Here is a 24,253-nt window from a genome sequence, read left to right on the forward strand (position 1 = left end):
GTCACGGAAATTAATTCTCGGCTAAGCTTCGCCACCTTTTCCTAGGAGACCAACATGAAGAAAACCTTTGTACATTTCCTGCTGGCAGCTTTCGTCACGGTAGGCTTCCAGCAGAGCACCCAGGCGGCCATGATCAGCACCGCGCAGGTAGCCGCGACCGACGCGGGCGCACAAGCGCGTGCCCGCCTGGCCAACGAGCTGCAGCGCGCAGACGTGCAGGCGGCGCTGGAGCGCAACGGCATCGACCCGCTGGCGGCGCAGGCCCGCGTGGCCGCGCTCAGCGACGATGAAGCGGCATCCCTGGCGCAGCAGGTCGACGCGCTGCCTGCCGGCGGCGACGGCTTGATCGGGGCCCTGGTCCTGATCTTCGTTGTACTGCTGGTGACCGACATCCTCGGCCTGACCAAGGTGTACCCCTTCACCCGCTCCGTGCGTCACTAATGACCCAGCGTTTACTGGCCGCGCTGGCCGCGCTCCTGCTGCTGGCCGGCTGCGCGACCCAGACCCGCTCACTGCTCGCGGCGCCGCGTAGCGGCCCGCATCAGCAGGAGCTCAGCGCCACCCCGTTCCACGCCCAGGAGCGCTACCAGTGCGGCCCGGCCGCGCTGGCGATGCTGCTGGGCGCGGCGGCGGTCGACACGTCGCCGGAGGCGCTGGTGCCCGAAGTCTACCTTCCCGGCCGGGAAGGCAGCCTGCAGCTTGAGCTGCTGGCTGCCGCGCGCCACCATGGCGCACTGGCCGCGCCAATCTCGCCGCGCCTCGACGCGCTGCTGGCGGAGATCGACGCCGGACATCCCGTGCTGGTGCTGCAAAATCTGAGCCTGCCGATCGTGCCGAAGTGGCATTACGCCGTCGTCATCGGCTACGACCTCGACCGCGGTGAAGTGATCCTGCGCTCCGGCACCACGCGCCGCATGACGATGCCGCTTTCGACCTTCGAACATACCTGGTCGCGCAGCGGCTACTGGGGCATGGTGGCGCTCGCACCCGGCCACATTCCGGCCACCACCGAATTGAAGACGCTGTTGCCCGCACTGATAGCTTACGAAAAGGCGGCGCCGCCGCAGTCGGTACAGCTGACCTACCGCGCAGCCCTGCAACGCTGGCCGGACACGCTGGCCCTGCAGCTCGGCGTGGGCAATAGCGCCTACGCTGGCGGCGACCGGACCGCAGCCGCCGATGCCTTCCGCCGCGCCGCCGCGTCCCATCCGGACAGCGGCGCAGCCTTCAACAACCTGGCCGTGGTGCTGGGTGAGCTGGGCCAACTGGCCGAAGCGCGCGCCGCGGCACAAACCGCAATCGGCCTCGGCGGGCCATGGCGCGACGAGGCCCAGGCCACCTTGCGCACCCTGCAGGGTGCGGCTGTCTCACATTAGTCGACGTACTAAGCGGCCAGCGGCTGGTCCACTTCTTCTAAACGCAAATGACCTTGGAACCGGCCGCTGGAGACAGAAGGGCGGTTCGATTCGATCGCGTCGGCAAATAACACCGCAGGGTCCTGATGCAGCTCATTTAGGTAATGCTGTAAGCGCCGGTAGCGCGAAACGTCCAACCGGGCATGGCGTTCGGCCCAACGTGCAGCCGCCACCAGGTATGCATCCGCCACGGTACGCTTATCCCCTGCCACCCATTCGTGGCTATCAAAATGCGCGTCCAGTTGTGCACAGAACGCGAACAGTCGAGGAGCGCCAGCCTGGAATTCCTCATGAAGGGTATCCAGCAGCCGTTCCAACCGCAGATGGTCTGCACTACCCGGCCTGTAGCCCAGTAGATATCGACGCTGGGAACCGATATCACGAAGTATGGTATGACAATCGCGCATCACGTGGCGACGCGTTTCCAGCATAGGACCATGTTGCCCAGGCAGTTCCAGCCGCAATAAGTGATAAGGGCGGCACAGCCACTCGAGGGCGAAGATCGCGCCAAAGCTGCAACTGTGGGGTGCACCGTAATACAGGATTGGGACCATAGTCTTACCTCATTCAATGACACCGTTCACAAAATCCTCTCGCGATCCGTCGCGAGAGGATTGAGGCGACCGGACGGCTGGTCAGATTGAGCCCGCCGCTGCAACGGCTGGGAAGTCCTTCTCCGGATCGAACACGTTGTTGATGAAGTTCGTCAGGGAATACATGGCCACAAGTGCTGCGATCTCCATGATGTTCGCATCCGTGTATCCCGCATTGCGCACAGCTTCAAGATCAGCGTCGCTGACCCGCCCACGGTTGGATATGATCAGACGGGCAAACTGAACTGCTGCATCACGTTTTGGGTCGCTGGCATGGCCCTTCCGGGCGAGGATGATTTCTTCCGCCGGCAGTTTGGCCATGTGCTGGGCGGTGAAGCTGTGGACGGTCAGGCAATAGTTGCAGCCGTTTACTTCGGAAACCGCGAGGCCGATGCTGTCGCGCGTCTTGACATCGAGTGCCTTGCTCAACGAGCCGAGCAAACTCGCCCACGCGTTGAAGGCGATCGGGCTTTGTGCGAACGTCGCCATCATATTTGGGGTGAACCCGATGTTCCTGGTGAACGCATCGAGGGTCGGTTTCGATTCGGCTGGTACTTGTTCCGGCGTTAAAGCGATAGTTCTTGGCATTGAAGCCTCCTTGAGTTACTGATTGTGGATAGTGAATCAGGTTTTCCTGCGCTTAAACCAGGTCCAGGACCTCGTTCATCGGGCGGCGCGGTTTCTGGGCCCAGTTTCCGTCTCGCTCGGCACCGATGGACAGCAGCATGACCGGTACTTCGTCACGGGCCAGCCCAAATTCCTCGTGAACCGCGTCGGCATCGAAACCGATCATCGGGGTCGATCCCAGGCCGAGGGAACGCGCAGCGTAGATCATGGCCGCGGCGCCGAAGGTACCGGTGCGTACAGCCTCATCGCGCTGGCGCTGCGGATAATCCATATACAGGTCGCGCGCAGGTTTCTCCCATTCGGGCACGGTTGCAGCAGGCATGACGCCCGCTTCGACCAACGGAGCCAGGCGTTCCGGTATCACGCTCGAATCAGCCAATTGGCCGCAGATGATGAAGGTAACTGCCGCTTCGGTGATCGGCGGCTGATTCCACGCGATCGGACTCAAACGCGCCTTGGCCTCCGGCGTGCGCACCGCGATGAAGCGCCAGTTCTGCATGTGGAAAGATGTCGGCGCGGTTGTGCCGATTCGCACTAGCTCGTGGATTTGCTCGTCGCTCAGAACGGCCGACGGGTCGTAATATTTGGCTGCAGTACGGCTCAAGATGCATTCAATGACGGCATTGCTGATGCTGGTTTTGCGGGTCATGTCTAGTCCTGTGATGTGGAAATGAAGAGCCTTCACTTTAGGCTTTCCATGGCCCCGTTTCGAGACTGGATGGGATCAACAAACTGCTGAAAAGGATCAAGGTTCGGCGGCAACCTCAGATCCCGCCCTCGTGTGCCAGGCGGCGCCATTCTCCCGGCGTCATCCCCATCTTGTCGGTAAACACGCGCCGGAATGCCGCCACGGATCGATAGCCGACTGAGTCGGCCACGGCCTCAGTGCTTATCCCAGGTTTTTTGAGCTCAGTGGAAGCAAGGCTCATGCGGATATCGGTCAGCAGTTCTGTGGCCGAGCGCCCAACCTTATCCTGAAACTGCCGCATAAACGTTGCACGTGACATGCTGCACAAGTGTGCAAGATCCGGCAGACTCCAGGGGCGCGCCGGGTCGGCGAACATGGCGGAGATGGCGGGAGCCAGTCTCGGATGGCCCGCAAGTGCCAATAGGCCCGCGGGAGCTTGCCCGGATTCGCTCGCGGCCCGCAAGATCAGTGTGAACAGCGCTGAAGTCAGCGCGTTGAAGATGGCATATCCGCCAGGCTTGTCGCCGGAGGACTCCCTGCGCATTAACCCTACGAGGCTGGCGAGCTGGCTCGAAGCCGGTCCTCTGCCCTCTTCCTCATGCCCTTCGGTGGCACGCACCATCAAGGTCGTCGGGAGGTAATCGCGGATCAGCCGATAGTAAGGAGGCGCGATGAAAAATCGTCCGCACAACATATCCAGCTGCTCGCCTTGGCCATCATTCTCACTGCGCATCCATCCGGCAGCTTCACGGTGACCACGAGTGGGTTCCGGCGCAAGTCCGCTGCCATCATGCAGCACGTGCGCCGCGCCGTGAGGCAAAAGCAGGATATCTCCCTCGCTAAGCTCTTTCATCTTCCCGGTCTCAGGATCCTCCAGAAACGCCCTGCCCTTGAGTACGATGTGGTAGGGAATCTCGTAGGCCGTGGACTGGCCCCAGTCCACGCGCCATGGAGCGCCATAAGTGCAACGGACCTCCAGTTGGCCAGTGACGGTAATCATTTGGAGGAGATGGCTTAGCCAGTCAAATTGGCGCATAGGACCTTGGGAACCGGTTTTAATTTTGTAGCATCTTGATAGGGTTATTCTGTACCATCGATGGTATGGAAAAAAAGAACCAAGAACCTCGCGTTCCGTGTGTACCAAGAACATGGATACTGACCTGCACATTCAGCTCGACCGGTCAGCGAAATTGTCTCTGACGGAGCAAATCCGTCTGAGCATTAGCCGGGCAATAGAATCTGGCGTGATAGCTCCCGGTACTCGTTTGCCCTCGTGGCAAAGCCTGGCTGCGCACCTTGGGGTGGCGCGCGGAACAGTTCAAACTGCTTACGAACGGCTATCCGACGCCCAATTGATCGAATCATTTGGTGCTGGTGGAACTCGCGTTGCAGTGCGGCCCCATGTGGCCGCGGTTCAACCGGAAAAAACGCCGCCCGGATCGTTCATGAAAGCCTATCTGGAGATGACCACAAAGCCGGGCATTTTCCAGCTCGGCATTCCGGCGTTGGAGAAGGGCTTGCCCCAGCAGCTTTTCGCGCGCGCCCGCTCTTCGAATCTGTTGAAAGCAGGTTCGTTCTCGACACTGGTCTATCCCGATCCCAGAGGCGAGTTCGAGCTGCGCCGTGAGATTGCAGGCTATCTCTCCATTTCGAGAAACCTCCAATGCTTCCCGGAGCAGGTGTTCATTACTTCGGGATTCGCGTCAGGCTTGGGCCTTGTCCTGCGTGTGCTTGGTTTGGAGGGGGAAAAGGCCTGGATGGAAGAACCCGGCTTCCGATTTACGCGGAAAGGCCTGGAGCTTGCTCGTTTGCGCGTTGTTCCTGTACCGGTTGATGCGGAGGGTCTCAATGTAGACTATGCAATTGAGCACTGTCCGGATGCCGCACTGGCGGTAGTGACGCCAGGTCAACAAGCGCCCTTGGGCGCCACGATGCCTTTGCGGCGGCGGCTGCAACTGCTTGACTGGGCGGCCACCAGCGGTGCCTGGATTATCGAAGATGACTATCTGAGCGAGCTACAGCTTGAAGGCAGGCCCGCGCCCGCCCTGGCATCGTTGGACGAAGGGCAACGCGTTATTCACATCGGCTCGTTCAGCAAAACGATCAGTCCTGGGTTACGCCTCGGATTTGTAGTGGCGCCGCCGGAACTGACGACTCCACTCTCCGAAGTGGCAGCGACGCTTGCACCAGCCCCTTCGCCGGTGGTTCAGCTCGCTACTGCGCGATTCATGCGTGATGGTCATTACATCCGGCGGGTGCACCGGCTCAAGCGTCTGTATTCTGCACAGAGTAATACCTTGTGCGAGCAGTTGCGGATGCGCGATGCCCAGTGGATGAAGGCCGGCCTGGCTGTGCTGCTGAAACTGCCTGATGGGGTACCTGACACGCAGATCGTTCGCGAAGCAATTAGCTGCGGCATGGCGCCATCGCCGTTTTCCTCCTGGTTTGGAACGCCTTCGTGGACTTTACAAGGCCTGTTGCTCGGCATTGCCACGTCGCCCGAACAGTATGTCGCCACAGCCTGCAGTCAGCTGTTCGAGATCATCGACCAATATCGTTAAGCGTGCGGGGAGCGGCCTGGGGCCGCATGAGATCGTCGGGAATTTTGTTCGGCCCGCTCTCAACATCCCAAGCCTGCGCGGCGATCCGCCAGCCCCCGTTCTCGCGCACCAGGACCGTAGCGTTCATCTCCCGAGTAACGGTCGACGCATCTTCCAGCATCTCGCACGCCGCGAAAGCGACGGCGACGTTACCGAAAACGCGCACGTCACAGCCAAGAGGCCTTACCTTGAACGCCACAAGTTTCCCCTCAGCCCGCAGTCGTTTCATGCGCTCGATGAACTCGTTAAGAGATTGCGTCTTCGCCGGCCGGGCGGCCGGAAAGAGTGCGGCGCCGGGGAGAAATGTGCCGGCGAACGTTTCCCAGTCTGCGCTCTCGACTTCGCTCCAGGAAAGAGTCAGTTCCTGGCGCATCAGCTGCCTGATTGCACAAACATCAGCATCTTCAAGGTCGTCCATGGCTTCCTCCGCCCACATGATTGCTGTGAACGACAGCATATGCCCAAAACTGCGAGTCGCGCTAGAAGCCGGCTTCGGACAAAGCCTTGTCCCAGGGCGGAACCGGCTGATACTCGACCAGCAGGAAATCGATCAGCGCGCGGACTTTCGGCGAGGGCTGGCGGCTGGCGGGATAGAGCGCGCTCAGGTGATTCAGGGGAAGTGACCACTCACCCAGCACCGGCACCAGGCGGCCTTCGAGGATGTCGCGCCAGGCGAGGAAGGTGGTGGTGTAGACGATGCCGAGCCCGCGCAGAGCGGCATGCTGCAGCACCAACCCGTTGTTGGCGGTGAAAGCGGGCGTGACGCGGACGGTAGTTTCGTCGTCTCCGCGCTTGAAGTGCCAGGCGATGCCGCCGGTGAGGTGGCTGAAGTGAAGACACTGGTGGCGATGCAGGTCCTCGGGCGACGATGGCTTGCCCCAGCGCGCCAGATACGCGGGAGCCGCACACAGCACGCCCACGCAAGGCGCCAGCGGTCGGATCGCGAGCGCGCGCGAATCGGGGATGCCGCCCACGCGTATCGTCAGGTCGAAGCCATGCTCGATGGGATCGAGCAGCGCGTCGTCCACGTGCAGCGAGGGCGTGAGCTGGGGATGCGGCAAGCTGAAGCGGGCCACGGCATCCGCCAGCCACTCGCTGCCGAAGCTGGACGGCGCCTGGATGCGCAAGGGACCGGCCAGTTCGATGCCGGCGTGAGTGACCACTCTCGCCGCTTCCTGCGCCTGCGCTACGGCCAGCGCGCACGGTTCGAGATAAGCCTGCCCCACGTCGGTCAGGCTCACGTCGCGCGTGGAGCGGTGCAGCAGGCGCGCCTTCAGCTTTTCCTCCAGCGCCAGCACATTCTTGCTGACCATGGCGCGCGTAATGCCGAGACGGCGCGCGGCGCCGCTGAAGCTGCGCTGGCGCGCCACCTCGACGAAGATTTCCATTGCCCTGAGCTGGTCCATGCAGCAATTGTCTCCATTTTGGAGACAATGTGTCAACCGTTTGCCTGTAGATGGGCGCGAATCAAATCCCTACAATGGCTCCATCGAATACAAGGAGTCCCGCCATGCTGAGCGCAGAACAGAAAGCCCAATACCAAAAGGACGGCTTCATCATCATCCCGAATTTCAAGACCGCCGAGGAAATCGCCGCCCTGCGCGCCCGCGCTGCGCAAGTGGTCAATGATTTCGACCCCGGCGCCGCGCAAGGCATCTTCACCACGAAGAACCAGAACGCGGACGAATACTTCCTGGCCTCGGACAACACGGTGCGCTGCTTCTTCGAAGAAGAGGCTTTCAGCGCGGATGGACAGCTGAAGCAGCCGAAGGAACTCTCGATCAACAAGATCGGCCACGCGATGCACGACCTGGATCCCGGCTTCCGCGCCTTCACCTCCGACGCGCGCCTGGAGCAGGTGGCGCGCGACCTGGGCCTGGAGCAGCCGCAGGTCTGGCAGTCCATGTACATCTTCAAGCAGCCGGGCATCGGCGGCGAAGTGCGCTGGCACCAGGACGCGACCTATTTCGAAACCACGCCGATCAGCGTGACCACCTTCTGGTTCGCGCTGGAAGATGCGACGCTGGAAAACGGCTGCATGTGGGCGGAGCCAGGCGGCCATCGCACGCCGCTGCGCGAGCGCTTTGTGCGCAATGGCGATGCGGTGCGCATGGAAAAGCTGGATGACATGCCCTGGCCAACCGACGCCACCGCCGTGCCGCTGGAATGCAAGGCCGGCTCGCTGGTCTGCTTCCACGGGCTGCTGCCGCACTACTCGGCGCCGAACCGCTCGCCGGTGTCGCGCCACGCGTACACCTTGCACGTGACGGATGGCCGTACCGAGTATTCGCCGCAGAACTGGATCCAGCGTGACGCCTCCTTACCGGTGCGGGGTTTCCTGTGAAAGTAAAGATTTTCGCTCCGCATTGGGGCAGCAATGAGCTGCCTCCGGATGTGTTCATCGCGCGCGTGCTCGACGCAGGCTTTGACGGCATTGAAATGTCGCTGCCGCTGGATGTGGCGCAGCGTGATGACTGGGTCTCGCGCATTCGCGCGGCAGGGCTGGATTTGATTGTCGCTCAATGGGAGACAGTCTTCCATACCGACTTCGAAGCGCATAAGCGGGCGCTGGGCGAGCTGTTGAACAATGCTTGCGCCGTCAAGCCGCGGCTGGTCAATTCTCACACGGGAAAGGACTTTTATTCGCCGCAGCAGAACGAGGAATTGATCGCGCTGGCGGACGCTATCTCGAAGGAACATGGCGTGCCGATCGTGCATGAGATCCACCGCAGCCGTTTCAGCGCGCACCCGATGCTCCTGCTGCCTTACCTGTGTCGCGTGCCTTCGCTGATGCTGAACGCGGATCTGTCGCATTGGTGCGTGGCTTGCGAATCGCTGCTGCAGGATCAGCCGGAAATGCTGGAGCGCGTGTTTCCGCACGTGCGGCACATCCACGCGCGCGTGGGACATGCGCAGGGGCCGCAGATTGCGGATTTCAGGGCGCCGGAGTTTGAGGCGGAGCTCTCCGCACATCTGGCGTGGTGGGATCGCATCATCGAATTGCGGCGCGCGGGCGGCGCCGAGATCATGACGATTACGCCGGAGTTTGGCCCTGCGCCGTATACGTTCAATATGCCGTATACGCGCCAGCCGGTATCCGACGCGTGGGAGTTGAATGTCGCCATGCTGCATACGCTGCGGGCCCGATACGCAACGGCGGATCAATGATCCGCCCTACGCGACAACGACTTCTTCCGGTTCCACGACTCGCGGCAACGTGATTATGATCAGGGTGCCGGCACCGGGGCTCGGACTCGATGTTGATGGCCCCGCGCAGCACGCCGGTCACAATGTTGTAGACGATGTTCATGCCCAGCCCCGACCCGCCCTGCCCCATCTTGGTGGTGAAGAAGGGGTCGTAGATCTGGTGCAGCGTCTTGCTGCTCATGCCCACGCCATCGTCGCGGAAACGGAGTTCGGCCATGTCGCCTTCCAGTTCGCGGATGCTGATGGTGATCAAGCCGCGCTCGCGGCCTTCGAAGGCGTGCAGCATGGCGTTGTTGATCAGGTTACTGAGAACCTGGCCTACGCTGCCGGGGTAGGAAATGCACGTCACGCTCTCCGGCATATCCACCTTCACTTCGCAGTTCGCCCGCCGCAACTGGGCGGCATAGGTGGCGAGCGTGTCGTGCAGCACGCTGCACAGGTTGAAGCTTCGGCGCTGGTCGGAGGTCTGGTCGACCGCCACCTGCTTGAAGGAGTTGATCAGGTCCGCCGCGCGACGCAGCGAGCCAGCGATGATGGAACAGGCCAGCTTGGCGTCGCGCAGGTGGGCGTCCAGCGTGGAGCGGCGCACACCGCCGGCTTCGATCAGCTGACGTTCGAAGTCCGCAACCATATCGTTCAGCGCAGTCGCCGTCAGCAGGCTGTTACCGATCGGCGTATTCAGTTCATGCGCGATGCCCGCCACCAGTGCGCCCAGCGACGCCATCTTCTCGGACGTGATCAGCGTGGCCTGCGCCTGCTGCAGCGTTTGCAGCACGGCCGACAAATCCTTGTGCGCCGTTTCCACATTATTCTTCTGCAGCGCCAGCTCTCCTAAGCTGCGTTCCAGGCCATGCTTGGCGTCCATCAGGTCCGCCTCCGTGCGTTTGCGATCGCTGATATCGCTGATCACCCACACGCAGCCTTTGGATGCATCGCTCTTGTCGAGGACTTTGCAGTTCACCATGCACCACAGGCGCGAGCCATCGATGCGGCGCAGCTCCGCTTCGAAGTGGGCACGGCTGCCCTCCATACCGCTCTGGAAGGGATCGGCCACGCCTTCGTTCACCAGCGATGTCGTGCGTTCTCCGGCCAGGCTGCCGGCCGGATAGCCCATCATCTCTTCCAGGCCGCGGTTGCAGCGTACGATCACGCCGTCCGCGATGAGGGCGATGCCGACAATGGCGCTGTCCTGGAAGGCGCGCTGCTCATCGAGCGTGCCGCGCAAAGCGTGGGCCAGTGCGCGGCGGCGCTGCAGGTTGGTGATCAGGGCCGCAATCAGGGTGCTGATCACGAAACCCGACAAGGCGATCGCCAGGATCAGCGTGGCGTTGCGGCTGTAGCGCTCACCGGCATGGCCTTCGAACTGCATCAGCCAGCGGCGCTCACCCACGTCCATCGCAATGGTGCGCGTAAGGCCAGCCAGCGCAGGCAGGCGCGGACCCGAACCGACCTTGCCGGCGCTGTCGAACATCAGGTTATCGACGCCGGACGGCTGCGGCTTCTCATCGTTCATATAGCCGGCGTCGTTGATCCGCACGTACAGATGCTGCAGCAGCGGACTGTCGATCACCTCTTCCATCAGGTCGTGCACGCGGAACACGATGGCGACGAAGCCGACGATGGCATCGTGACGTTCTGCCGGGGTGATCAGCGAAGCCCCGCGGCGATAGATCGGCGCGCGCGCCACGAATCCCGGCTGGCCGCTGGCATCCTGCACCAGGGTGATGCGCTCGGTGGCGATCAGGCGCCCCGTCTCCACGCCCATTTGCAGCGCGCGGTAGTGCGGCGGCAGCGCAGCGAGATCGAGGCCGAAGGCATTCTCGTTGCCGCGCATCGGCTCGTTGTATTCGATCAGGTAATGCTCATCGCGCACCGAGGCTGGATGGATCTTGTACTCGGGATAGCCGCCGCTTTGCAGGCTGTCGTCGTGGCGGATTTGTTCGGCATAGCGTTCCAGCGCGGACGACGGCACGCGGCGCACAAACTGGATGGCCTGGAAGCCGGGATAGCGGCGCTTTACATCGAGCTCGCGCACATAGCGGCTGAATTCCAGGCGCGTGACTTCCTGGTCGATCGCGAACAGGCCCTTGATGCTGAGGAGCGTGTCGAAGTAGGCCTTCTGGCGCTGCTGGGTATCGCGGGCGATTTTTTCGGTGTCGCGCTGGAAGGCTTCGGCCGCCTGGCGGTCCTGCTCCTTCATCACGAACAGGCACACCCACGCTGTGATGAAGATGCCGACAACAAAGGCCAGGTATCCGTGGGTGCGCATGGGACAATTCCGCTAACTGGGATCGGGAAAACGCGCTGCAATCTCCATGAACTGCTCCTCGATCGCCAGCATAGCATCGACCACGTCCGGATCGAAATGCTCGCCGCTGCCCTGCCTTATCAGCTCGATCGCCGTCTCGTGGGTGAAGGCCGGCTTGTAGACGCGCTTCGAAATCAGCGCGTCGTACACATCTGCCACCGCCAGCAGGCGGGCGGACACGGGAATCGCTTCGCCCGCCAGGCCTTGCGGATAGCCGGAACCGTCGTAGCGCTCCTGGTGCGAATACGTGATCTCGCGCGCGAAACGCAGGAACGTGGTGCTGCCGCCGAAACGCTGCGCCACATTGTCGATGGCGTCGCGGCCGTGCACCGTGTGCTGCTTCATGATCTCGAATTCTTCGGGCGTGAGCTTGGCCGGCTTGAGCAGGATCGCATCCGGTACCGCGACCTTGCCGATGTCGTGCAGCGGCGCGGCCTTGCACATCAGTGGGATATTTTCGTCGCTCAGTTCGTGGGCGAAGCGCGGGTGGGCCTGCAGCTGGCGCGCCAGGGCTTCCACATGGTGCTGCACGCGGGAGAGATGGCTGTCCGTCTTGCCGTGGCGCTTTTCGGCCAGGCTGGCCAGCGCCCACACGGCGGCATCGGCCAGCTGCGCCAACTCGCGCGTGCGCTCGGCAACCAGCTGTTCCAGGTGCCGGCCCTGGTGCGCCAGCAGTTCGCGCGCCTGCTTCAGTTCCAGCAGCGTGGACACGCGAGCCAGCAGCACCTCCTGCACGATGGGGCGCGTAACCACGTCCGCCGCGCCTTCGCACATCATGCGCAGGCGCTGTTCGTCATCATCGCGGTCGAGCACAATGATCACGGGAATGCTGGCGGTATCGGGATTGGCTTTCAGGTGCTGGCACAGGCGCACGCTATCGATGCTCACATCGGCCAGGATCAGGTCCGGGCGCGGCAGTTGCTGGGCCAGGCGTAACGCGGCCGGCCCGTCATCGGCCAGCCGCGTTTGATAATGGTCCTGAAGCAGAGCATTCAGGCGAACCAGGTTTTCGGCAGACCCGTCGGCGATCTGAATTACCGGCTTCGTCTTGGCATACATTGACAGCATCTCCTTGCGGCCGGCGGCCGCACTTTGCTGAATGATACCGTAGGACAAGGCCTAGTTGTCAGTCGGCAAGTGCGGGAGTCCCGTCGGGCAGGAAGGCACCGAAGCAGCGCGTGCACTCTATACAGAAGAGGTGCGCCACGCGGACGTTTTTTTGACGCAACACTAGTTGCAGATGGCCCTCTTCGCAGACGGGGCAGGTCTCGCGCATCGTGCCGCAGGCTGTTACATCCTCGGCAAGATAGTTACCGTCGTAGCGTACCCCATCTACAACACTTTGGGGGTCGAGCTCGACGAGAAAGAGATTTGGGGCAACTCCGCGTTGTTCCGGCACGGGTTTCCCCGGCGTGTAGAAATGATCCGCCTGATTCATTCTCATCCCCTTTTGCCCTGCGCGCATGCGGGCACTTAAACCTTAGTCAAATCGGCGGCGGGTGGCAAGGAAAAAATCCCCTTAGAAATAGCTTGCAATTAGATCGCACGCTATCTATACTGCCTCACATGGACACCAAAACCACCAACCCGCTGACTCAGGTACCCCGGCTCGATCAACAGCTGTGCTTTGCGCTGTACTCGACCTCGCTGGCCATGAACAAGCTCTACCGCAAGCTCCTGCGCAAGCTGGGGCTGACCTACTCGCAATACCTCGTCATGATGGTGCTGTGGGAACAGGATGAGCAGACCGTGTCCGCGCTGGGCGAGAAGCTGTTCCTCGATTCGGCCACGCTCACGCCGCTGCTGAAGCGGATGGAGCAGGCTGAACTGATCGCACGCAACCGCAGCCCGGAAGACGAACGCCAGGTCATCATTTCGCTGACGCCGCAAGGCAAGGCGATGAGCGACGAGGCAGCCGCCCTGCCGGCTTGCGTGCTCGATGCGAGCGGTTGCAGCCTGGACACCGTATTCCGTCTGAAAGACGAACTCGGTGAACTGCGCGACAGCCTGATGAAGAACGCCTGAAAGAAGTACTTTGCGCCGTTAAGGCGTCCCAAATAAGTAGCACACTATTTAATAGCACGTTATTTTTAGGAGAAATAGATCATGAAAAGCCTGAACACCCTGGTAGCTGCCTCCACCCTCGCCATCGCCAGCACGAGCGCTTTCGCCGTCGACTACACCGGCGTTGAGCCGCAAACGGCCAACTTCCTGAAAGCCATCGAAAATGCGCCGCCGCTGGAAAAGCTGAGCCCGAAAGATGCGCGCCAGGTCCTGGTCGATGCGCAGAAAGGCGCCGCGCTGCCCAAGGCGGACGTCTCGGAAAAGACCATCAAGGTGGACGGCCAGGATGTGAAGCTGCACATCGTGCGCCCCGCCGGTGCAAAAGGCACGCTGCCGGTGTTCATGTTCTTCCACGGCGGCGGCTGGGTGCTGGGCGACTTCCCGACCCACGAACGCCTGGTGCGCGACCTGGTCGTGAGCTCCGGCGCAGCCGCGGTGTTCGTCGATTACACCCCCTCGCCTGAAGCGGGCTATGGTGTGGCGATCAACCAGGCTTACGGCGCGACCAAATGGGTGGCGGCGCATGGCAAGGAAATCCATGTTGACGGATCGCGACTGGCGGTGGCCGGCAACAGCGTCGGCGGCAATATGGCGGCGGTGGTGTCCCTGATGGCCAAGAACAAAGGCGAGCCCAAGCTGCGCGCCCAGATCCTGCTGTGGCCGGTGACCGACGCCAACTTCGAAACCGGCTCCTACAACCAGTACCAGAGCGGCTACTTCCTCACCCGTAACATGATGAAATGGTTCTGGGACAGCTACACCACCGACGCCGCAGCGCGCAAGGAAATCTACGCCTCGCCGCTGCAGGCCACGACCGAACAGCTGAAAGGCCTGCCGCCCACCCTGATCCAGACCGCCGAGTTCGACGTGCTGCGTGACGAAGGCGAAGCCTACGGCCGCAAGCTGGCCGAAGCCGGTGTTGACGTAACGACCACCCGTATCAACGGCGTGATCCACGACTACGGCCTGCTGAACCCGCTGGCCAAAGTCCCCGCCGTCCAAGGCGCCCTCCGCGCCGCCGGCGCCGAACTCGCCTACCGCCTCAAGTAATCTTAGGGGTCAGGCACGAAACGTTACATGGGCTCGCCTGCCAGGCGAGCCCATGTAACGTTTCGTGCCTGACCCCGAAAACCAGTGTCCGCGCGGACGTCCGCGGACAGTTGCCGTGTATCAGGTTTTTTACAAATGAATTGATCGCGCAAATTAGGAAGATACGTAGAATACCCCGGCAATTTTCTTACAATATGTAATGTCAGGGGATTCAATGAAGCGCTCGATTTTCAGTATTGCCGCCCTATGCCTCACCGCCTCGGCCATCGCAGCCGATCCATTCGACGATAAGTTCCGCCAGCTCGACGAACTGCTGCCCACCGCCACCCAGTACCGCACCGCATCCGGCGCGCCGGGTCACGCTTACTGGCAGCAGCGCGCGGATTACAATATCCGCGCCACGCTCGATGAAGCCAACCGCGCCATCACCGGCAGCGAAACCATCACTTATCACAACAACTCGCCGGACACCCTCACCTACCTGTGGGTCCAGCTTGACCAGAATATCTTCAAGCCCGATTCCGATGCCCGCCTGATGATGACGGCGCCGTCGCGCGAGGCCTGGGCCAAGGCGCGCGGTGAAGAGGAAGGCATGAAGTTCGAGGGCATGCGCAATATCCTGACGCGCGACTTCGATGGCGGCTTCAAGATCACCGGCGTGAAGACCGCCAGCGGCGGCGCGCTGAAATACACGATCAACCGCACGATGATGCGCATCGACCTGCCTACGCCGCTGAAGCCGGGCGAGCGCTTCACCTTCGGCATCGACTGGAACTACAAGATCAATGAGCAGAAGGTGCTCGGCGGCCGCTCCGGCTTCGAATACTTCGAAGAGGACAAGAACGCGCTGTTCGAAGTGGCCCAGTGGTTCCCCCGCATGGCGGCCTACTACGACATCATGGGCTGGCAGAACAAGCAGTTCATCGGCTCCGGCGAATTCACGCTGGAATTCGGCGACTATGATGTGCAGCTGACCGTGCCGGCCGACCACGTGGTGGCGTCCACCGGCGAGCTGCAGAACCCTGCCGACGTGCTGAGCGCCGCCCAGCGCGACCGCCTGGCCAAGGCCCGCACTGCGGACAAGCCGGTGGTCATCGTCACCCAGTCCGAAGCCGAAGCGGCCGAGAAGTCCGTCAGCAAGGCCACCAAGACCTGGCGCTTCAAGGCGAAGAACGTGCGCGACTTTGCATGGGCCTCGTCGCGCAAGTTCATCTGGGACGCGCAGGGCTTCAGGAAGGATGGCACGAATGTGATGGCCATGTCCTACTATCCGAAGGAAGGCAATCCGCTGTGGGAGAAGTACTCCACCCAGGCCATCATCCACACCATCGACCAGTACAACAAGTTCAGCTTCGACTACCCTTACCCGGTCGCGATCTCGGTCAACGGGCCGGTGGGCGGCATGGAGTATCCGATGATCTCCTTTAACGGTCCGCGTCCCACCAAGGACAAGAAGACCGGCGAGATCACTTATTCCAAGCGCGCCAAGTATGGCCTGATCGGCGTGGTGATCCACGAGGTTGGCCACAACTACTTCCCGATGATCGTCAACAGCGACGAGCGCCAGTGGACCTGGATGGACGAGGGCCTGAACACCTTCGTGCAATCGCTGGCCCAGGAAGCGTGGGAAGAGAACTACCCGGCCGGCCGCGGCGACGCGCGCTACATCGTCGATTACATGCGTTCGAAGAACCAGGTGCCGATCATGACGAATTCGGAGTCCCTGCTCCAGTTCGGCAATAACGCCTACGCCAAGCCGGCCGCCGCGCTGAACATCCTGCGCGAAACGGTGCTGGGCCGCGAACTGTTCGACTACGCCTTCCGCGAATATGCCCGCCGCTGGAAGTTCAAGCGTCCGACTCCGGCAGACTTCTTTCGCACCATGGAAGACGCTTCCGGTACCGACCTTGACTGGTTCTGGCGCGGCTGGTTCTACACCACCGATGCGGTGGACGTGAGCATCGATGGCATCACCGAATACGGCGTGAGCACCAGAAATCCGGAAACGGAGAAAGCCTGGAAGAAGCAGCGCCACGATGAGGAACCTGTCAGCATCACCGATGAACGCAACAAGGGCATGCCGCGCCGCGCGGATGCGCATCCTGAGCTGAAGGACTTCTACAACGAGCACGATGACTTCACCGTCACCAACAAGGACCGCAACAAGTACGCCGAGTCGCAGGAAGAGCTGGAGCAGTGGGAAAAAGACCTGCTGGCCCAGGGCAAGCACCTCTACCTGGTGGACTTCTCCAACCTGGGCGGCCTGGTAACGCCGCTGATTCTGGAGATCGAACTGAAGTCCGGCAAAAAGTACATCGAGCGCATTCCGGCCGAAGTATGGCGCTATTCGCCGAAGAAGATCACGAAGCTGATCGTGACCGACGAGCCGGTGGCGTCCATCGTGCAGGATCCGAAGTGGGAAACCGCGGACATCGACCAGAGCAACAACGCCTGGCCGCGCCGTGTGGCCCAGTCGCGCGTGGAGCTGTTCAAGTCCAAGCGTCCGGATGATATGATGAAGGACTTTAATACTCCACTGAAGAACGGCAAGGACCAGAAGGCCAAGGCCGAACTCGATCAGAAGTAATGCGTTTCTTCAAAGCCGTTCTCCTGGCGGCGCTGATCTCGGTCGGCGCCGCTGCACAAGCCCATAATTACCACATGGGCTTGACCGACATCAGCTTCAATCCCCGCACAGGCAGTACCGAAATCGTCCATACTTACACGGCGCACGATGTGGAAGCGCTGCTGATGAATCTCTACCAGCGCAACTTCGACCTGGGCCTGGAGGAAGATCAGGCCGTGTTCCGGCGCTATCTCGAGAAGCAGTTCAGCATCTCCGCCAACGGCAAGCGCTTGCCCATCCAGTGGGTGGGCATGGAGGCGAAAGCCGACAGCATCGTGGTCTACCAGGAAATCGAGAAGACGCCGCTGCCGGCAAGCGCCACGCTGCATGACGCTGTCCTCAGCGATTTCATGCCGACGCAAGTCAACACCGTCAACGTGGCTGGCTTCGGCCGCCCGGCGCAAACCCTCGTTTTCACCGCGCAGAAAAAATGAGCAGCCGCTGCCCTGAGGCACGGCAGCTGAACGCCATGGCGGCTGCCGTGGTGCTCGCGCTGGGCGCCGCAGCGCCCGCCCGCGCCGACGATCCCTTCCTGCAGCGCGTGCTGGTGGAAGGCTCGCGCGCCAGCCAGATCGGCCTCGCCGACTCGGCCAGCGCCGGCACCGTCACGCAAAGCCAACTGGAAGCGCGCACCGTCTATCGCCCCGGCGAGCTGCTGGAAGCGACACCTGGCCTGGTCGTCAGCCAGCATAGCGGCGAAGGCAAGGCCAACCAGTTCTACCTGCGCGGCTTCAACCTCGATCACGGCACGGACTTGCGCACCACCGTGGATGGCATGCCCGTCAACCAGCGCAGCCACGCCCACGGCCAGGGCTGGACCGACCTCAATTTCATCATCCCCGAACTGGCGGCGCGCCTCGATTACAAGAAAGGCCCCTACTCCGCCAGCGAAGGCGATTTCGCGTCCGCCGGCGCGACGGCGCTGACTTACGCGAACCGCCTGCTCACGCGCGAGCTGGCCATCACGGGCGGCAAAAACGGCTATGCGCGCGCGCTAGTCGCCGGCTCGCAGGAAACGGACAACGACGGCAGCCTGCTGTACGCGCTGGAATCCATGCACAACGACGGCCCCTTCACGCGCGGCGACAATTATCGCAAGCTGAACGCCGTGCTGCGCTACAGCCAGGGCTATGCGAACAATGGCTACAGCATCACCGCCATGGCTTACCGCGGCAACTGGAACGCCACCGACCAGATCCCGCTGCGCGCGGTGCAGGGTGGTTCGCTGGGCCGTTTCGATGCTGTCGATCCGACGGATGGCGGCGGCGCGCGGCGCTACAGCCTGTCCGCCGCGTGGCGCCGCACCAGCGATGAAAGCAGCTCGCAGGCCAATGCCTATGTGATCAACAACCGCCTGTCGTTGTTCTCGGATTTCACCTACTTCCTCGAAGACCCGGTCAACGGCGACCAGTTCGCACAGCCGGATCGCCGCGTCACCAGCGGCGTGACCGCCAGCCACACCTGGCACGGCCACGAGGAGGATATGGCCTGGGAAACCACGATCGGCCTGCAGGCGCAGAACGACAATATCTTCAACGGTCTGCTGCACACGAAGGCGCGCGAAACCATCGATGTCGTGCGCGAGGACCATATCGTGGAGTCGAGCCTGGGCCTCTACGTCGAGCAGCAAATCCGCCTGACGCCCGCTATTCGCGCCGTCGGCGGCGTGCGCGCGGACCGCTACCGCTTCCGCGTGACCGGCAACCGCGCAGAGAACAGTGGCGCGGCGAGCGACACGCAGCTCAGCCCCAGCCTGAACTTCATTTTCGGTCCCTGGTCGCGCACCGAGTTCTACGTGAACGCCGGCAGCGGCTTCCACAGCAACGATGCGCGCGGCGTCGTGGCGAAGACCGATCCGGCCACGCCGCTTTCCCGTTCGCGCGGCTACGAAGTGGGCCTGCGCAGCGAGGCGGTCAAAGGCCTGCAGACGGTGCTATCCCTCTACCGCCTGGACTTCGATTCCGAGCTGGTCTACCTCGGCGACGCCGGCACCACCGAAGCAGGCCGCCCAAGCCGCCGCTACGGCATCGAATTCTCGAATTACTGGAAGCCCCTCAAATGGCTCTCTTTGGACGCGGATCTTGCTTTTGCCCGCGGCCGCTACCGCGAGCCAGCGCCCGAGGGCGACCGCATCCCCGGCGCCGTGGAAGGTGTGGCCCAGCTGGCGTTGACCCTCACGCCGCAAGGACCGTGGTCCGGCGCCCTGCGCCTGCGCTACTTCGGCCCACGTCCCCTGGTCGAGGACAATAGCGTGCGCTCGCAGGCCACGTCCACGCTGAACGGCCGCATTGCCTATAAATTCAGCAAATCCACCCAGCTCGAACTGGAAGGCTTCAACCTGGCCAACCGGCGCGATTCGGCCATCGACTATTTCTACGCCTCGCGCCTGAAGAACGAGTCCGAGGCCCATGACGATATCCACTTCCATCCGATCGAGTCGCGATCCTTCCGGCTGACCCTCACACACGCTTTTTAGACTGGCCGTACAATAGGTGGATGACACCTATTTTTACACCGCTGGCGGAGCTGACCGCCTCCCTGCGCGGCCAGGGTTATGCGCTGCTGGCGCCCGCCGACGTGGCTGCGCTGTCTGCTTGCACGCTGGACGAACTGAATGCCCTGGTCCCGAGCTGGGACCTGCTGGCGCCCGATAATTACCTGAAGGACGGCGGCCGTTATCGCCGCCGCCGCCATTCCTGCTTCGTGCAGGAGTACGGTGAGCTGACCCAGACCGCGCACCGCGCGCACTGGCAGCCGGTCGAGTACAACGCCCTGCACGGCGGCATGCGCCGCATGTTCGAGCCGATGGACCCGGCCATCGTGTCGCAGCCGGGCTGGCAGAAGCTGGTCTCCGCCCTGGGCCGCGCCTGCACCGAGGTGCGCGGTACGCACCCATGGTATGTGGAGGCGCATCAGTTCCGGATTGATACGACTGATGGTATCGGGCGTCCGACGCCTGAAGGCGCCCATCGCGATGGGGTGGACTGGGTGGCGGTGATCCTTATCGGCCGCACTGGTATCAAGGGTGGAGAGACACGCATCTTTGAAGCCGATGGGCCGAACGGCAAACGGTTTACCATGACGGAACCGTGGACTTTGCTACTGCTCGATGACGCAACTGTAATTCATGAATCCACGCCGATCCAGCCGCTGGAGGCGCACGGACACCGCGATACCCTGGTCCTCACCTATCGCGCAAACAGTTTCCAGGGCGACTGAGCACGCACGGCGGATCAAACGATCCGCCCTACGCGCCGCCGACCAGGAAAACTGCCTTGTGTTGCGGCGTAGGGCGGATCATTGATCCGCCGTGCGTGACCCGCCTATAACCTCAATCTCCGCCGCGCGCAATAATCCGGTAATATTCCACCATCCAACCAGCATGGAGGTGGTGAGTGGACTCGAGTTACGAGATTGCACCCGATGAGATTGAAATCCTCATCGTCGAGGACAGCCCGACCCAGGCCGAGCGTTTGCGCCGCCTGATCCAGTCCATGCGCTATAAGGCCCGCGTTGCGGGCAATGGCAAGTATGCGCTGGCCGAGATCCGAGAACGCAAGCCGCACCTGGTCCTGTCCGACATCGTGATGCCCGAAATGGACGGCTATGAGTTATGCCGCGCCATCAAGGCCGACCCGGCCATGCGAGATATCCCGGTCATCCTCGTCACATCGCTGACCGACCCCAAGGACATCATCCGCGGCATCGAATGCGGCGCCGATAACTTCATTCGCAAGCCTTACGCGGAAGACTACCTGCTGAACCGCATCGGCCAGATGCTGGTGAACCAGAAGCTGCGCAAGAACCAGAACATGGAAGTGGGCATTGCCCTCTACCTCGGCGACCAGAAGCACTTCATCAACGCGGAACGCCAGCAGATCCTCGACCTGCTGATCTCCACCTACGAACAGGCGGTGCAGGTCAACAGCGAGCTGCAGGCGCGCGAGCGGCAGGTGATCGAACTGAATATGCGCCTGGCCCACCACGCGGGCGAGCTGGAAACGATCAACCGCGAAATCGCGATGAAGAACCTGGAGCTGGCCGAAGCGAGCCGCATGAAGTCCGCCTTCATCGCCAATATGTCGCACGAGCTGCGCACGCCGCTGAACGCCATCATCGGCTTCACCGGCGCCCTGCTGATGAAGCTTCCGGCCCGCTCACCGGCGAGCAGGACCGCCAGCTGACCACCATCCGTTCCAGCGCGCGCCACCTGCTTTCGCTGATCAACGACATCCTGGACGTGGCCAAGATCGAAGCAGGCAAGGTCACGCTGTCGCTCGAGCAGGTGCAGTGCCAGGCCCTGATGAACGAGGTGGCGGACACGCTTCGTCCCCTGGCCGCGCAAAAAGGCCTGGCGCTGGAAGTGGACCTGACCACGGAGCCCATCACGCTGGACACCGACCGCCGCGCCCTGACCCAGATCCTGATCAACCTCGCCAACAACGCCATCAAGTTCACGGAAAAAGGCCACGTCAAGCTTAGCCTGAAGCAGCGCATGGACGACGGCGCGCGCATCACGGAATTCAGCGTGGCGGACAGCGGCCAGGGCATCCGCGAGGAAGACCAGGCCAAGCTGTTCCAGGCTTTCTCCCAGCTCGATTCCACCTCCACCCGCCATGCCGAGGGCGCAGGCCTCGGCCTTTATCTTAGCCAGAACCTCGCCAACCTCCTGGGCGGCTCCCTGTTCTTCAGCAGCGACTTCGGCAAGGGCAGCACCTTCACGCTGGCCCTGAAGACCAAACAACAGCATCACTGAACGCCCGCGCGGCGGAGGCAAGATGGCGGCACGCATCCTCATCATCGAAGACAACCAGGCCAATATGGATTTGCTGGTCTACCTGCTGTCCGCCTTCGGCCACGTGCCGCTGCAGGCGTATGACGGCGAGCGCGGCGTGGCCATGGCGAAGGAGGAGCGTCCGGACCTGATCCTGTGCGACCTGCACCTGCCGCGCCTGGACGGCTATGGCGTGCTGGCCGCCTTGCGCGCCGATCCCGCCACGCACGACATCCCTATCCTGGCCGCCAGCGCCGTGCCGGTGACCGATGGCGGCGCCTCGCTGCGCCGCTCCGGTTTCAGCGGCGCCCTGCCCAAATCGCTGGAGCCGGATGTGCTGATTCCTTCGCTGGAAGCGTGGCTGCCGGCGGCCATGCGTTCTTCGGTCGCGCCGTCCGCGCCGGCGCCGGCGCCGTCCGAATCGCCGGCTTCCTCGCACAATGGCTCGTCGCGCGCCCATATCCTGCTGCTGGACGCGGCGCCGGAGAACGCCGGCCTGGCAGCCAGCATCCTGGCGCATTGCGGTTATGGCGTAACGGTAGCGTCCACGGCGGAGCAGGTGCGGGATGTGATCCGGCAGCCATTCGACCTGGTTTTGTGCGACCTGGGGCTCTACGAGGACGGCCGCACGCGTTTCCTTGCTGATGCCCTGCACCAGCTGCCGGCCCAGCCGGTGATCGTGATCCGCCCGGATGACGACGATGACGTCTCCCCCCTCGGCCGGGGCCGAAGCAAAGCGCCGATTCTTTTATCCCATCCGTTGGAACCACAGCAATTGGTCTCCGCTATCGAATCTTCTCTTGCTCGGCGGGACTGATACCGTAATTCTACGGTATTGCAGTGCAACATACCCGGTACTATATTGGAAACGTCTCCTCCAAGCGTTCACAGAACATTTGGATTCAGCCCGCGCACAACGACGCGGGCTTTTTTCGCGCCGCATCAGCGCATCCACGGCGGAGACGGTATCTACGCACCTCGACGGAACACACGTTGCGACGTATACACCACCGCCGTGTAGGGCGGATCATTGATCCGCCGTGCATGCTACGCCAATAGCTTCAGCGACGCCCCGGCTGGCAGCGCCGGAAACGCCCTCGCCAGCGCCGCATCCGCCAACCGCAAATGCCGCTCCCCCACTTGCGCCAGCACCCGCCGAAAGTCAGTAGTCACCGGCAAGTCACGCCCCTCATTCAGCTGCGCCGTCGCCAGCCCGCGCCACTCCCCATGCACCTTCCCGCCATTAACACCCCCGCCGAGCACCCACATCACATTCCCGTGCCCATGATCCGTACCCTTATTCCCATTCTCGCGCGCCGTGCGCCCGAATTCGGACATGACCACAATCACCGTGTCATCAAACAAAGGCCCCAGCCGCTGCGCCAGCACGGACAAGCCCTGTCCCAGCGGCGCCAGCCGGTTCGCCAGCTGCCCGGTGCCTGCCCCCTGCCCCGCATGCGTATCCCCACCCGCCCAGCGCAAAGAAAGCCAGCTGGATATTCGGATCATTGCGCATCAGCGTAGCGAGACGGGCCGCATCGTCCGGGAAGCCATAAGGCAGCGGCGCGCCGCCGTCGGCCGCCTGCATCTCGGCCATCATCGGACTGGAGGCCGCCGCCCGCACTTCCTTATGCGCCTCGCGCCCCTCCATATAAGCCTGCCCGAAGCGCTCATGCCCCATATACAGCTGGTCGAAGGCCGAAGCCAGCGCCGGCCGCTCCAGCACCGCATTCTTCAGCGCCGCCGGACCATTGGCGAGATTGATGGCCGCCGCCCGCCCGCTCAGGATGCGCGGCATCACGGGCCCGATGCTGAGGGCGCGCGTGGGCGTGGAGTCCCCCCGGCAGCTGCGCCAGCAGGCGGTTCATCCACCCATCCTGCGTGCTTTTCACGCCCGGCGTGGCGGACTCCATATAGTCCTGGGCATCAAAGTGGGAGCGGCTGGCGTCCGGCGAGCCGCTGGCGTGGACGAAGGCCAGCTTCTTCTGCTGCCACAGCGGCATCAGCGGCGCCAGCGCCGGGTGCAGCGCGAAATAGCCATCCAGGTCCAGCGCCCCGCCCTCCGCACCCGGCTTTGCCAGCGCAATCGTGGGACGCAGCGCCGCATAGTCGGCATCGGCGACCGGCGCAACCACGTTCAGGCCATCCACCGCGCCGCGCAGCATGACGACGATCAGCTTGCGCTGCGTGGGCGCGCCGCTGGCCGATGTGGCAGCGGTAGCGGCCCAGGCGCTGCGCCCCAGCGGGACCATCAGGCCGGCGCCGGCAGCCAGGGTATTGAGAAAGTATCGACGGTCCATG

General features: G+C 62.6%; 25 protein-coding genes and 1 pseudogene. 14 read left to right on the top strand and 12 right to left on the bottom strand.

The features are described 5' to 3' along the window. Positions 1–54 precede the first annotated feature (54 nt). Together ACHMW6_RS28590 and ACHMW6_RS28595 are read left to right on the top strand one after the other, a co-directional pair. Positions 55–441, top strand: coding sequence for a PA2779 family protein (locus tag ACHMW6_RS28590; RefSeq protein ID WP_395402038.1), 387 nt, complete (start codon positions 55–57; stop codon positions 439–441). Continuing rightward, positions 441–1,376, top strand: a complete 936-nt coding sequence (locus ACHMW6_RS28595; RefSeq protein ID WP_395402040.1) for a PA2778 family cysteine peptidase — start codon at positions 441–443, stop codon at positions 1,374–1,376. Before ACHMW6_RS28590 ends, ACHMW6_RS28595 begins: the two co-directional genes overlap by 1 nt. 8 nt (positions 1,377–1,384) lie before the next feature. Here ACHMW6_RS28595 and ACHMW6_RS28600 read toward each other — a convergent pair whose 3' ends face one another. The 4 genes from ACHMW6_RS28600 to ACHMW6_RS28615 form a co-directional block, all read right to left on the bottom strand. Continuing rightward, on the bottom strand, positions 1,385–1,969 hold the full coding sequence (locus ACHMW6_RS28600) for a glutathione S-transferase family protein (RefSeq protein WP_395402042.1): 585 nt from the start codon (positions 1,967–1,969) through the stop codon (positions 1,385–1,387). A gap of 81 nt (positions 1,970–2,050) precedes the next feature. Continuing rightward, positions 2,051–2,596 (bottom strand): carboxymuconolactone decarboxylase family protein, encoded by a 546-nt coding sequence (locus ACHMW6_RS28605; RefSeq protein ID WP_395402044.1) that lies wholly within the window; start codon positions 2,594–2,596, stop codon positions 2,051–2,053. Positions 2,597–2,648: 52 nt separating this feature from the next. Next, positions 2,649–3,284: a nitroreductase family protein gene (locus tag ACHMW6_RS28610; protein WP_395402046.1), complete on the bottom strand. Its 636-nt coding sequence runs from the start codon at positions 3,282–3,284 to the stop codon at positions 2,649–2,651. 115 nt (positions 3,285–3,399) lie between these two features. Then, a complete protein-coding gene (locus tag ACHMW6_RS28615; RefSeq protein WP_395402048.1) occupies positions 3,400–4,359 on the bottom strand; it encodes an AraC family transcriptional regulator in 960 nt (319 codons plus the stop codon). Positions 4,360–4,471: 112 nt separating this feature from the next. On the opposite strand from ACHMW6_RS28615, the gene ACHMW6_RS28620 reads away from it, so the two are divergent. Beyond that, entirely contained in the window at positions 4,472–5,884 is a 1,413-nt protein-coding gene (locus ACHMW6_RS28620; protein ID WP_395402050.1) for a PLP-dependent aminotransferase family protein, read from the top strand. Here the strand turns inward: ACHMW6_RS28620 and ACHMW6_RS28625 are convergent. Both ACHMW6_RS28625 and ACHMW6_RS28630 read right to left on the bottom strand, forming a co-directional pair. Then, complete coding sequence (locus tag ACHMW6_RS28625; protein WP_395402052.1) at positions 5,865–6,341, bottom strand: nuclear transport factor 2 family protein; 477 nt, start codon at positions 6,339–6,341, stop codon at positions 5,865–5,867. The two genes, ACHMW6_RS28620 and ACHMW6_RS28625, sit on opposite strands and share 20 nt — an antisense overlap. 61 nt (positions 6,342–6,402) lie before the next feature. Then, entirely contained in the window at positions 6,403–7,329 is a 927-nt protein-coding gene (locus ACHMW6_RS28630) for a LysR family transcriptional regulator (protein ID WP_395402054.1), read from the bottom strand. Positions 7,330–7,433: 104 nt separating this feature from the next. Between ACHMW6_RS28630 and ACHMW6_RS28635 the strand changes: the two genes are divergently transcribed. Together ACHMW6_RS28635 and ACHMW6_RS28640 are read left to right on the top strand one after the other, a co-directional pair. Further along, the gene (locus ACHMW6_RS28635) at positions 7,434–8,267 is read left to right on the top strand and encodes a phytanoyl-CoA dioxygenase family protein (protein WP_395402056.1); all 834 of its coding nucleotides are present in this window, start codon (positions 7,434–7,436) and stop codon (positions 8,265–8,267) included. Then, positions 8,264–9,091: a sugar phosphate isomerase/epimerase family protein gene (locus ACHMW6_RS28640; protein ID WP_395402058.1), complete on the top strand. Its 828-nt coding sequence runs from the start codon at positions 8,264–8,266 to the stop codon at positions 9,089–9,091. The genes ACHMW6_RS28635 and ACHMW6_RS28640 overlap by 4 nt, the downstream gene beginning before the upstream one ends. Here the strand turns inward: ACHMW6_RS28640 and ACHMW6_RS28645 are convergent. The 3 genes from ACHMW6_RS28645 to ACHMW6_RS28655 all read right to left on the bottom strand — a co-directional run bounded on the left by ACHMW6_RS28645 (position 8,991) and on the right by ACHMW6_RS28655 (position 12,876). Further along, positions 8,991–11,399: a CHASE domain-containing protein gene (locus ACHMW6_RS28645; protein ID WP_395402060.1), complete on the bottom strand. Its 2,409-nt coding sequence runs from the start codon at positions 11,397–11,399 to the stop codon at positions 8,991–8,993. The two genes, ACHMW6_RS28640 and ACHMW6_RS28645, sit on opposite strands and share 101 nt — an antisense overlap. Positions 11,400–11,411: 12 nt before the next feature. After that, a complete protein-coding gene (locus ACHMW6_RS28650) occupies positions 11,412–12,497 on the bottom strand; it encodes an HD-GYP domain-containing protein (protein ID WP_395402062.1) in 1,086 nt (361 codons plus the stop codon). 67 nt (positions 12,498–12,564) lie between these two features. After that, positions 12,565–12,876, bottom strand: a complete 312-nt coding sequence (locus ACHMW6_RS28655; RefSeq protein WP_395402064.1) for a hypothetical protein — start codon at positions 12,874–12,876, stop codon at positions 12,565–12,567. Positions 12,877–13,004: 128 nt separating this feature from the next. Between ACHMW6_RS28655 and ACHMW6_RS28660 the strand changes: the two genes are divergently transcribed. From ACHMW6_RS28660 to ACHMW6_RS28700, 9 genes and pseudogenes are all read left to right on the top strand, one after another. Beyond that, positions 13,005–13,463, top strand: a complete 459-nt coding sequence (locus ACHMW6_RS28660) for a MarR family winged helix-turn-helix transcriptional regulator (RefSeq protein WP_395402066.1) — start codon at positions 13,005–13,007, stop codon at positions 13,461–13,463. An 81-nt stretch (positions 13,464–13,544) separates the two neighbouring features. Further along, positions 13,545–14,552, top strand: coding sequence for an alpha/beta hydrolase (locus tag ACHMW6_RS28665; protein WP_395402068.1), 1,008 nt, complete (start codon positions 13,545–13,547; stop codon positions 14,550–14,552). A 214-nt stretch (positions 14,553–14,766) separates the two neighbouring features. Then, a complete protein-coding gene (locus tag ACHMW6_RS28670) occupies positions 14,767–17,139 on the top strand; it encodes a M1 family metallopeptidase (RefSeq protein WP_395402070.1) in 2,373 nt (790 codons plus the stop codon). Next, positions 17,139–17,612, top strand: coding sequence for a DUF6702 family protein (locus ACHMW6_RS28675; protein ID WP_395402072.1), 474 nt, complete (start codon positions 17,139–17,141; stop codon positions 17,610–17,612). Before ACHMW6_RS28670 ends, ACHMW6_RS28675 begins: the two co-directional genes overlap by 1 nt. Then, positions 17,609–19,654, top strand: a complete 2,046-nt coding sequence (locus tag ACHMW6_RS28680) for a TonB-dependent receptor (protein ID WP_395402074.1) — start codon at positions 17,609–17,611, stop codon at positions 19,652–19,654. Before ACHMW6_RS28675 ends, ACHMW6_RS28680 begins: the two co-directional genes overlap by 4 nt. Before the next feature lie 20 nt (positions 19,655–19,674). Further along, positions 19,675–20,397 (top strand): 2OG-Fe dioxygenase family protein, encoded by a 723-nt coding sequence (locus tag ACHMW6_RS28685; protein ID WP_395402076.1) that lies wholly within the window; start codon positions 19,675–19,677, stop codon positions 20,395–20,397. A 275-nt stretch (positions 20,398–20,672) separates the two neighbouring features. Further along, a pseudogene (locus ACHMW6_RS28690) lies at positions 20,673–21,373 on the top strand (response regulator); the annotation flags it as partial. A 45-nt stretch (positions 21,374–21,418) separates the two neighbouring features. Next, positions 21,419–21,934, top strand: coding sequence for a sensor histidine kinase (locus ACHMW6_RS28695; RefSeq protein ID WP_395408736.1), 516 nt, complete (start codon positions 21,419–21,421; stop codon positions 21,932–21,934). A 22-nt stretch (positions 21,935–21,956) separates the two neighbouring features. Continuing rightward, positions 21,957–22,769 carry a response regulator gene (locus ACHMW6_RS28700; protein ID WP_395402078.1) on the top strand — a complete coding sequence of 271 codons (813 nt, stop codon included), beginning with the start codon at positions 21,957–21,959 and terminating at the stop codon, positions 22,767–22,769. A gap of 230 nt (positions 22,770–22,999) precedes the next feature. Here the strand turns inward: ACHMW6_RS28700 and ACHMW6_RS28705 are convergent, their stop codons facing one another. Genes ACHMW6_RS28705 through ACHMW6_RS28715 form a run of 3 tightly spaced genes read right to left on the bottom strand, consistent with a single transcriptional unit; the run spans position 23,000 to position 24,252 of the window. Further along, entirely contained in the window at positions 23,000–23,380 is a 381-nt protein-coding gene (locus tag ACHMW6_RS28705) for a DUF1501 domain-containing protein (protein WP_395408737.1), read from the bottom strand. Next, entirely contained in the window at positions 23,310–23,678 is a 369-nt protein-coding gene (locus ACHMW6_RS28710) for a hypothetical protein (RefSeq protein ID WP_395408800.1), read from the bottom strand. The genes ACHMW6_RS28705 and ACHMW6_RS28710 overlap by 71 nt, the downstream gene beginning before the upstream one ends. After that, positions 23,623–24,252 carry a DUF1501 domain-containing protein gene (locus tag ACHMW6_RS28715; protein ID WP_395402080.1) on the bottom strand — a complete coding sequence of 210 codons (630 nt, stop codon included), beginning with the start codon at positions 24,250–24,252 and terminating at the stop codon, positions 23,623–23,625. The genes ACHMW6_RS28710 and ACHMW6_RS28715 overlap by 56 nt, the downstream gene beginning before the upstream one ends. Position 24,253 lies beyond the last annotated feature (1 nt).

The sequence above is a fragment of the Pseudoduganella sp. UC29_106 genome (assembly GCF_044055365.1).
In the GTDB taxonomy this organism is placed as follows: Bacteria; Pseudomonadota; Gammaproteobacteria; order Burkholderiales; family Burkholderiaceae_D; genus Rugamonas.

Excerpts from the sequence above, each read along its gene's own strand:
- ACHMW6_RS28650 (WP_395402062.1), bottom strand. The coding sequence starts at position 12,497 with ATGTATGCCAAGACGAAGCCGGTAATTCAGATCGCCGACGGGTCTGCC.
- ACHMW6_RS28630 (WP_395402054.1), bottom strand. The coding sequence starts at position 7,329 with ATGGACCAGCTCAGGGCAATGGAAATCTTCGTCGAGGTGGCGCGCCAG.
- ACHMW6_RS28620 (WP_395402050.1), top strand. The coding sequence starts at position 4,472 with ATGGATACTGACCTGCACATTCAGCTCGACCGGTCAGCGAAATTGTCT.
- ACHMW6_RS28645 (WP_395402060.1), bottom strand. The coding sequence starts at position 11,399 with ATGCGCACCCACGGATACCTGGCCTTTGTTGTCGGCATCTTCATCACA.
- ACHMW6_RS28590 (WP_395402038.1), top strand. The coding sequence starts at position 55 with ATGAAGAAAACCTTTGTACATTTCCTGCTGGCAGCTTTCGTCACGGTA.
- ACHMW6_RS28655 (WP_395402064.1), bottom strand. The coding sequence starts at position 12,876 with ATGAATCAGGCGGATCATTTCTACACGCCGGGGAAACCCGTGCCGGAA.
- ACHMW6_RS28610 (WP_395402046.1), bottom strand. The coding sequence starts at position 3,284 with ATGACCCGCAAAACCAGCATCAGCAATGCCGTCATTGAATGCATCTTG.
- ACHMW6_RS28675 (WP_395402072.1), top strand. The coding sequence starts at position 17,139 with ATGCGTTTCTTCAAAGCCGTTCTCCTGGCGGCGCTGATCTCGGTCGGC.
- ACHMW6_RS28600 (WP_395402042.1), bottom strand. The coding sequence starts at position 1,969 with ATGGTCCCAATCCTGTATTACGGTGCACCCCACAGTTGCAGCTTTGGC.
- ACHMW6_RS28660 (WP_395402066.1), top strand. The coding sequence starts at position 13,005 with ATGGACACCAAAACCACCAACCCGCTGACTCAGGTACCCCGGCTCGAT.
- ACHMW6_RS28685 (WP_395402076.1), top strand. The coding sequence starts at position 19,675 with ATGACACCTATTTTTACACCGCTGGCGGAGCTGACCGCCTCCCTGCGC.
- ACHMW6_RS28615 (WP_395402048.1), bottom strand. The coding sequence starts at position 4,359 with ATGCGCCAATTTGACTGGCTAAGCCATCTCCTCCAAATGATTACCGTC.
- ACHMW6_RS28665 (WP_395402068.1), top strand. The coding sequence starts at position 13,545 with ATGAAAAGCCTGAACACCCTGGTAGCTGCCTCCACCCTCGCCATCGCC.
- ACHMW6_RS28605 (WP_395402044.1), bottom strand. The coding sequence starts at position 2,596 with ATGCCAAGAACTATCGCTTTAACGCCGGAACAAGTACCAGCCGAATCG.
- ACHMW6_RS28625 (WP_395402052.1), bottom strand. The coding sequence starts at position 6,341 with ATGGACGACCTTGAAGATGCTGATGTTTGTGCAATCAGGCAGCTGATG.
- ACHMW6_RS28595 (WP_395402040.1), top strand. The coding sequence starts at position 441 with ATGACCCAGCGTTTACTGGCCGCGCTGGCCGCGCTCCTGCTGCTGGCC.
- ACHMW6_RS28715 (WP_395402080.1), bottom strand. The coding sequence starts at position 24,252 with ATGGACCGTCGATACTTTCTCAATACCCTGGCTGCCGGCGCCGGCCTG.
- ACHMW6_RS28680 (WP_395402074.1), top strand. The coding sequence starts at position 17,609 with ATGAGCAGCCGCTGCCCTGAGGCACGGCAGCTGAACGCCATGGCGGCT.
- ACHMW6_RS28635 (WP_395402056.1), top strand. The coding sequence starts at position 7,434 with ATGCTGAGCGCAGAACAGAAAGCCCAATACCAAAAGGACGGCTTCATC.
- ACHMW6_RS28700 (WP_395402078.1), top strand. The coding sequence starts at position 21,957 with ATGGCGGCACGCATCCTCATCATCGAAGACAACCAGGCCAATATGGAT.
- ACHMW6_RS28670 (WP_395402070.1), top strand. The coding sequence starts at position 14,767 with ATGAAGCGCTCGATTTTCAGTATTGCCGCCCTATGCCTCACCGCCTCG.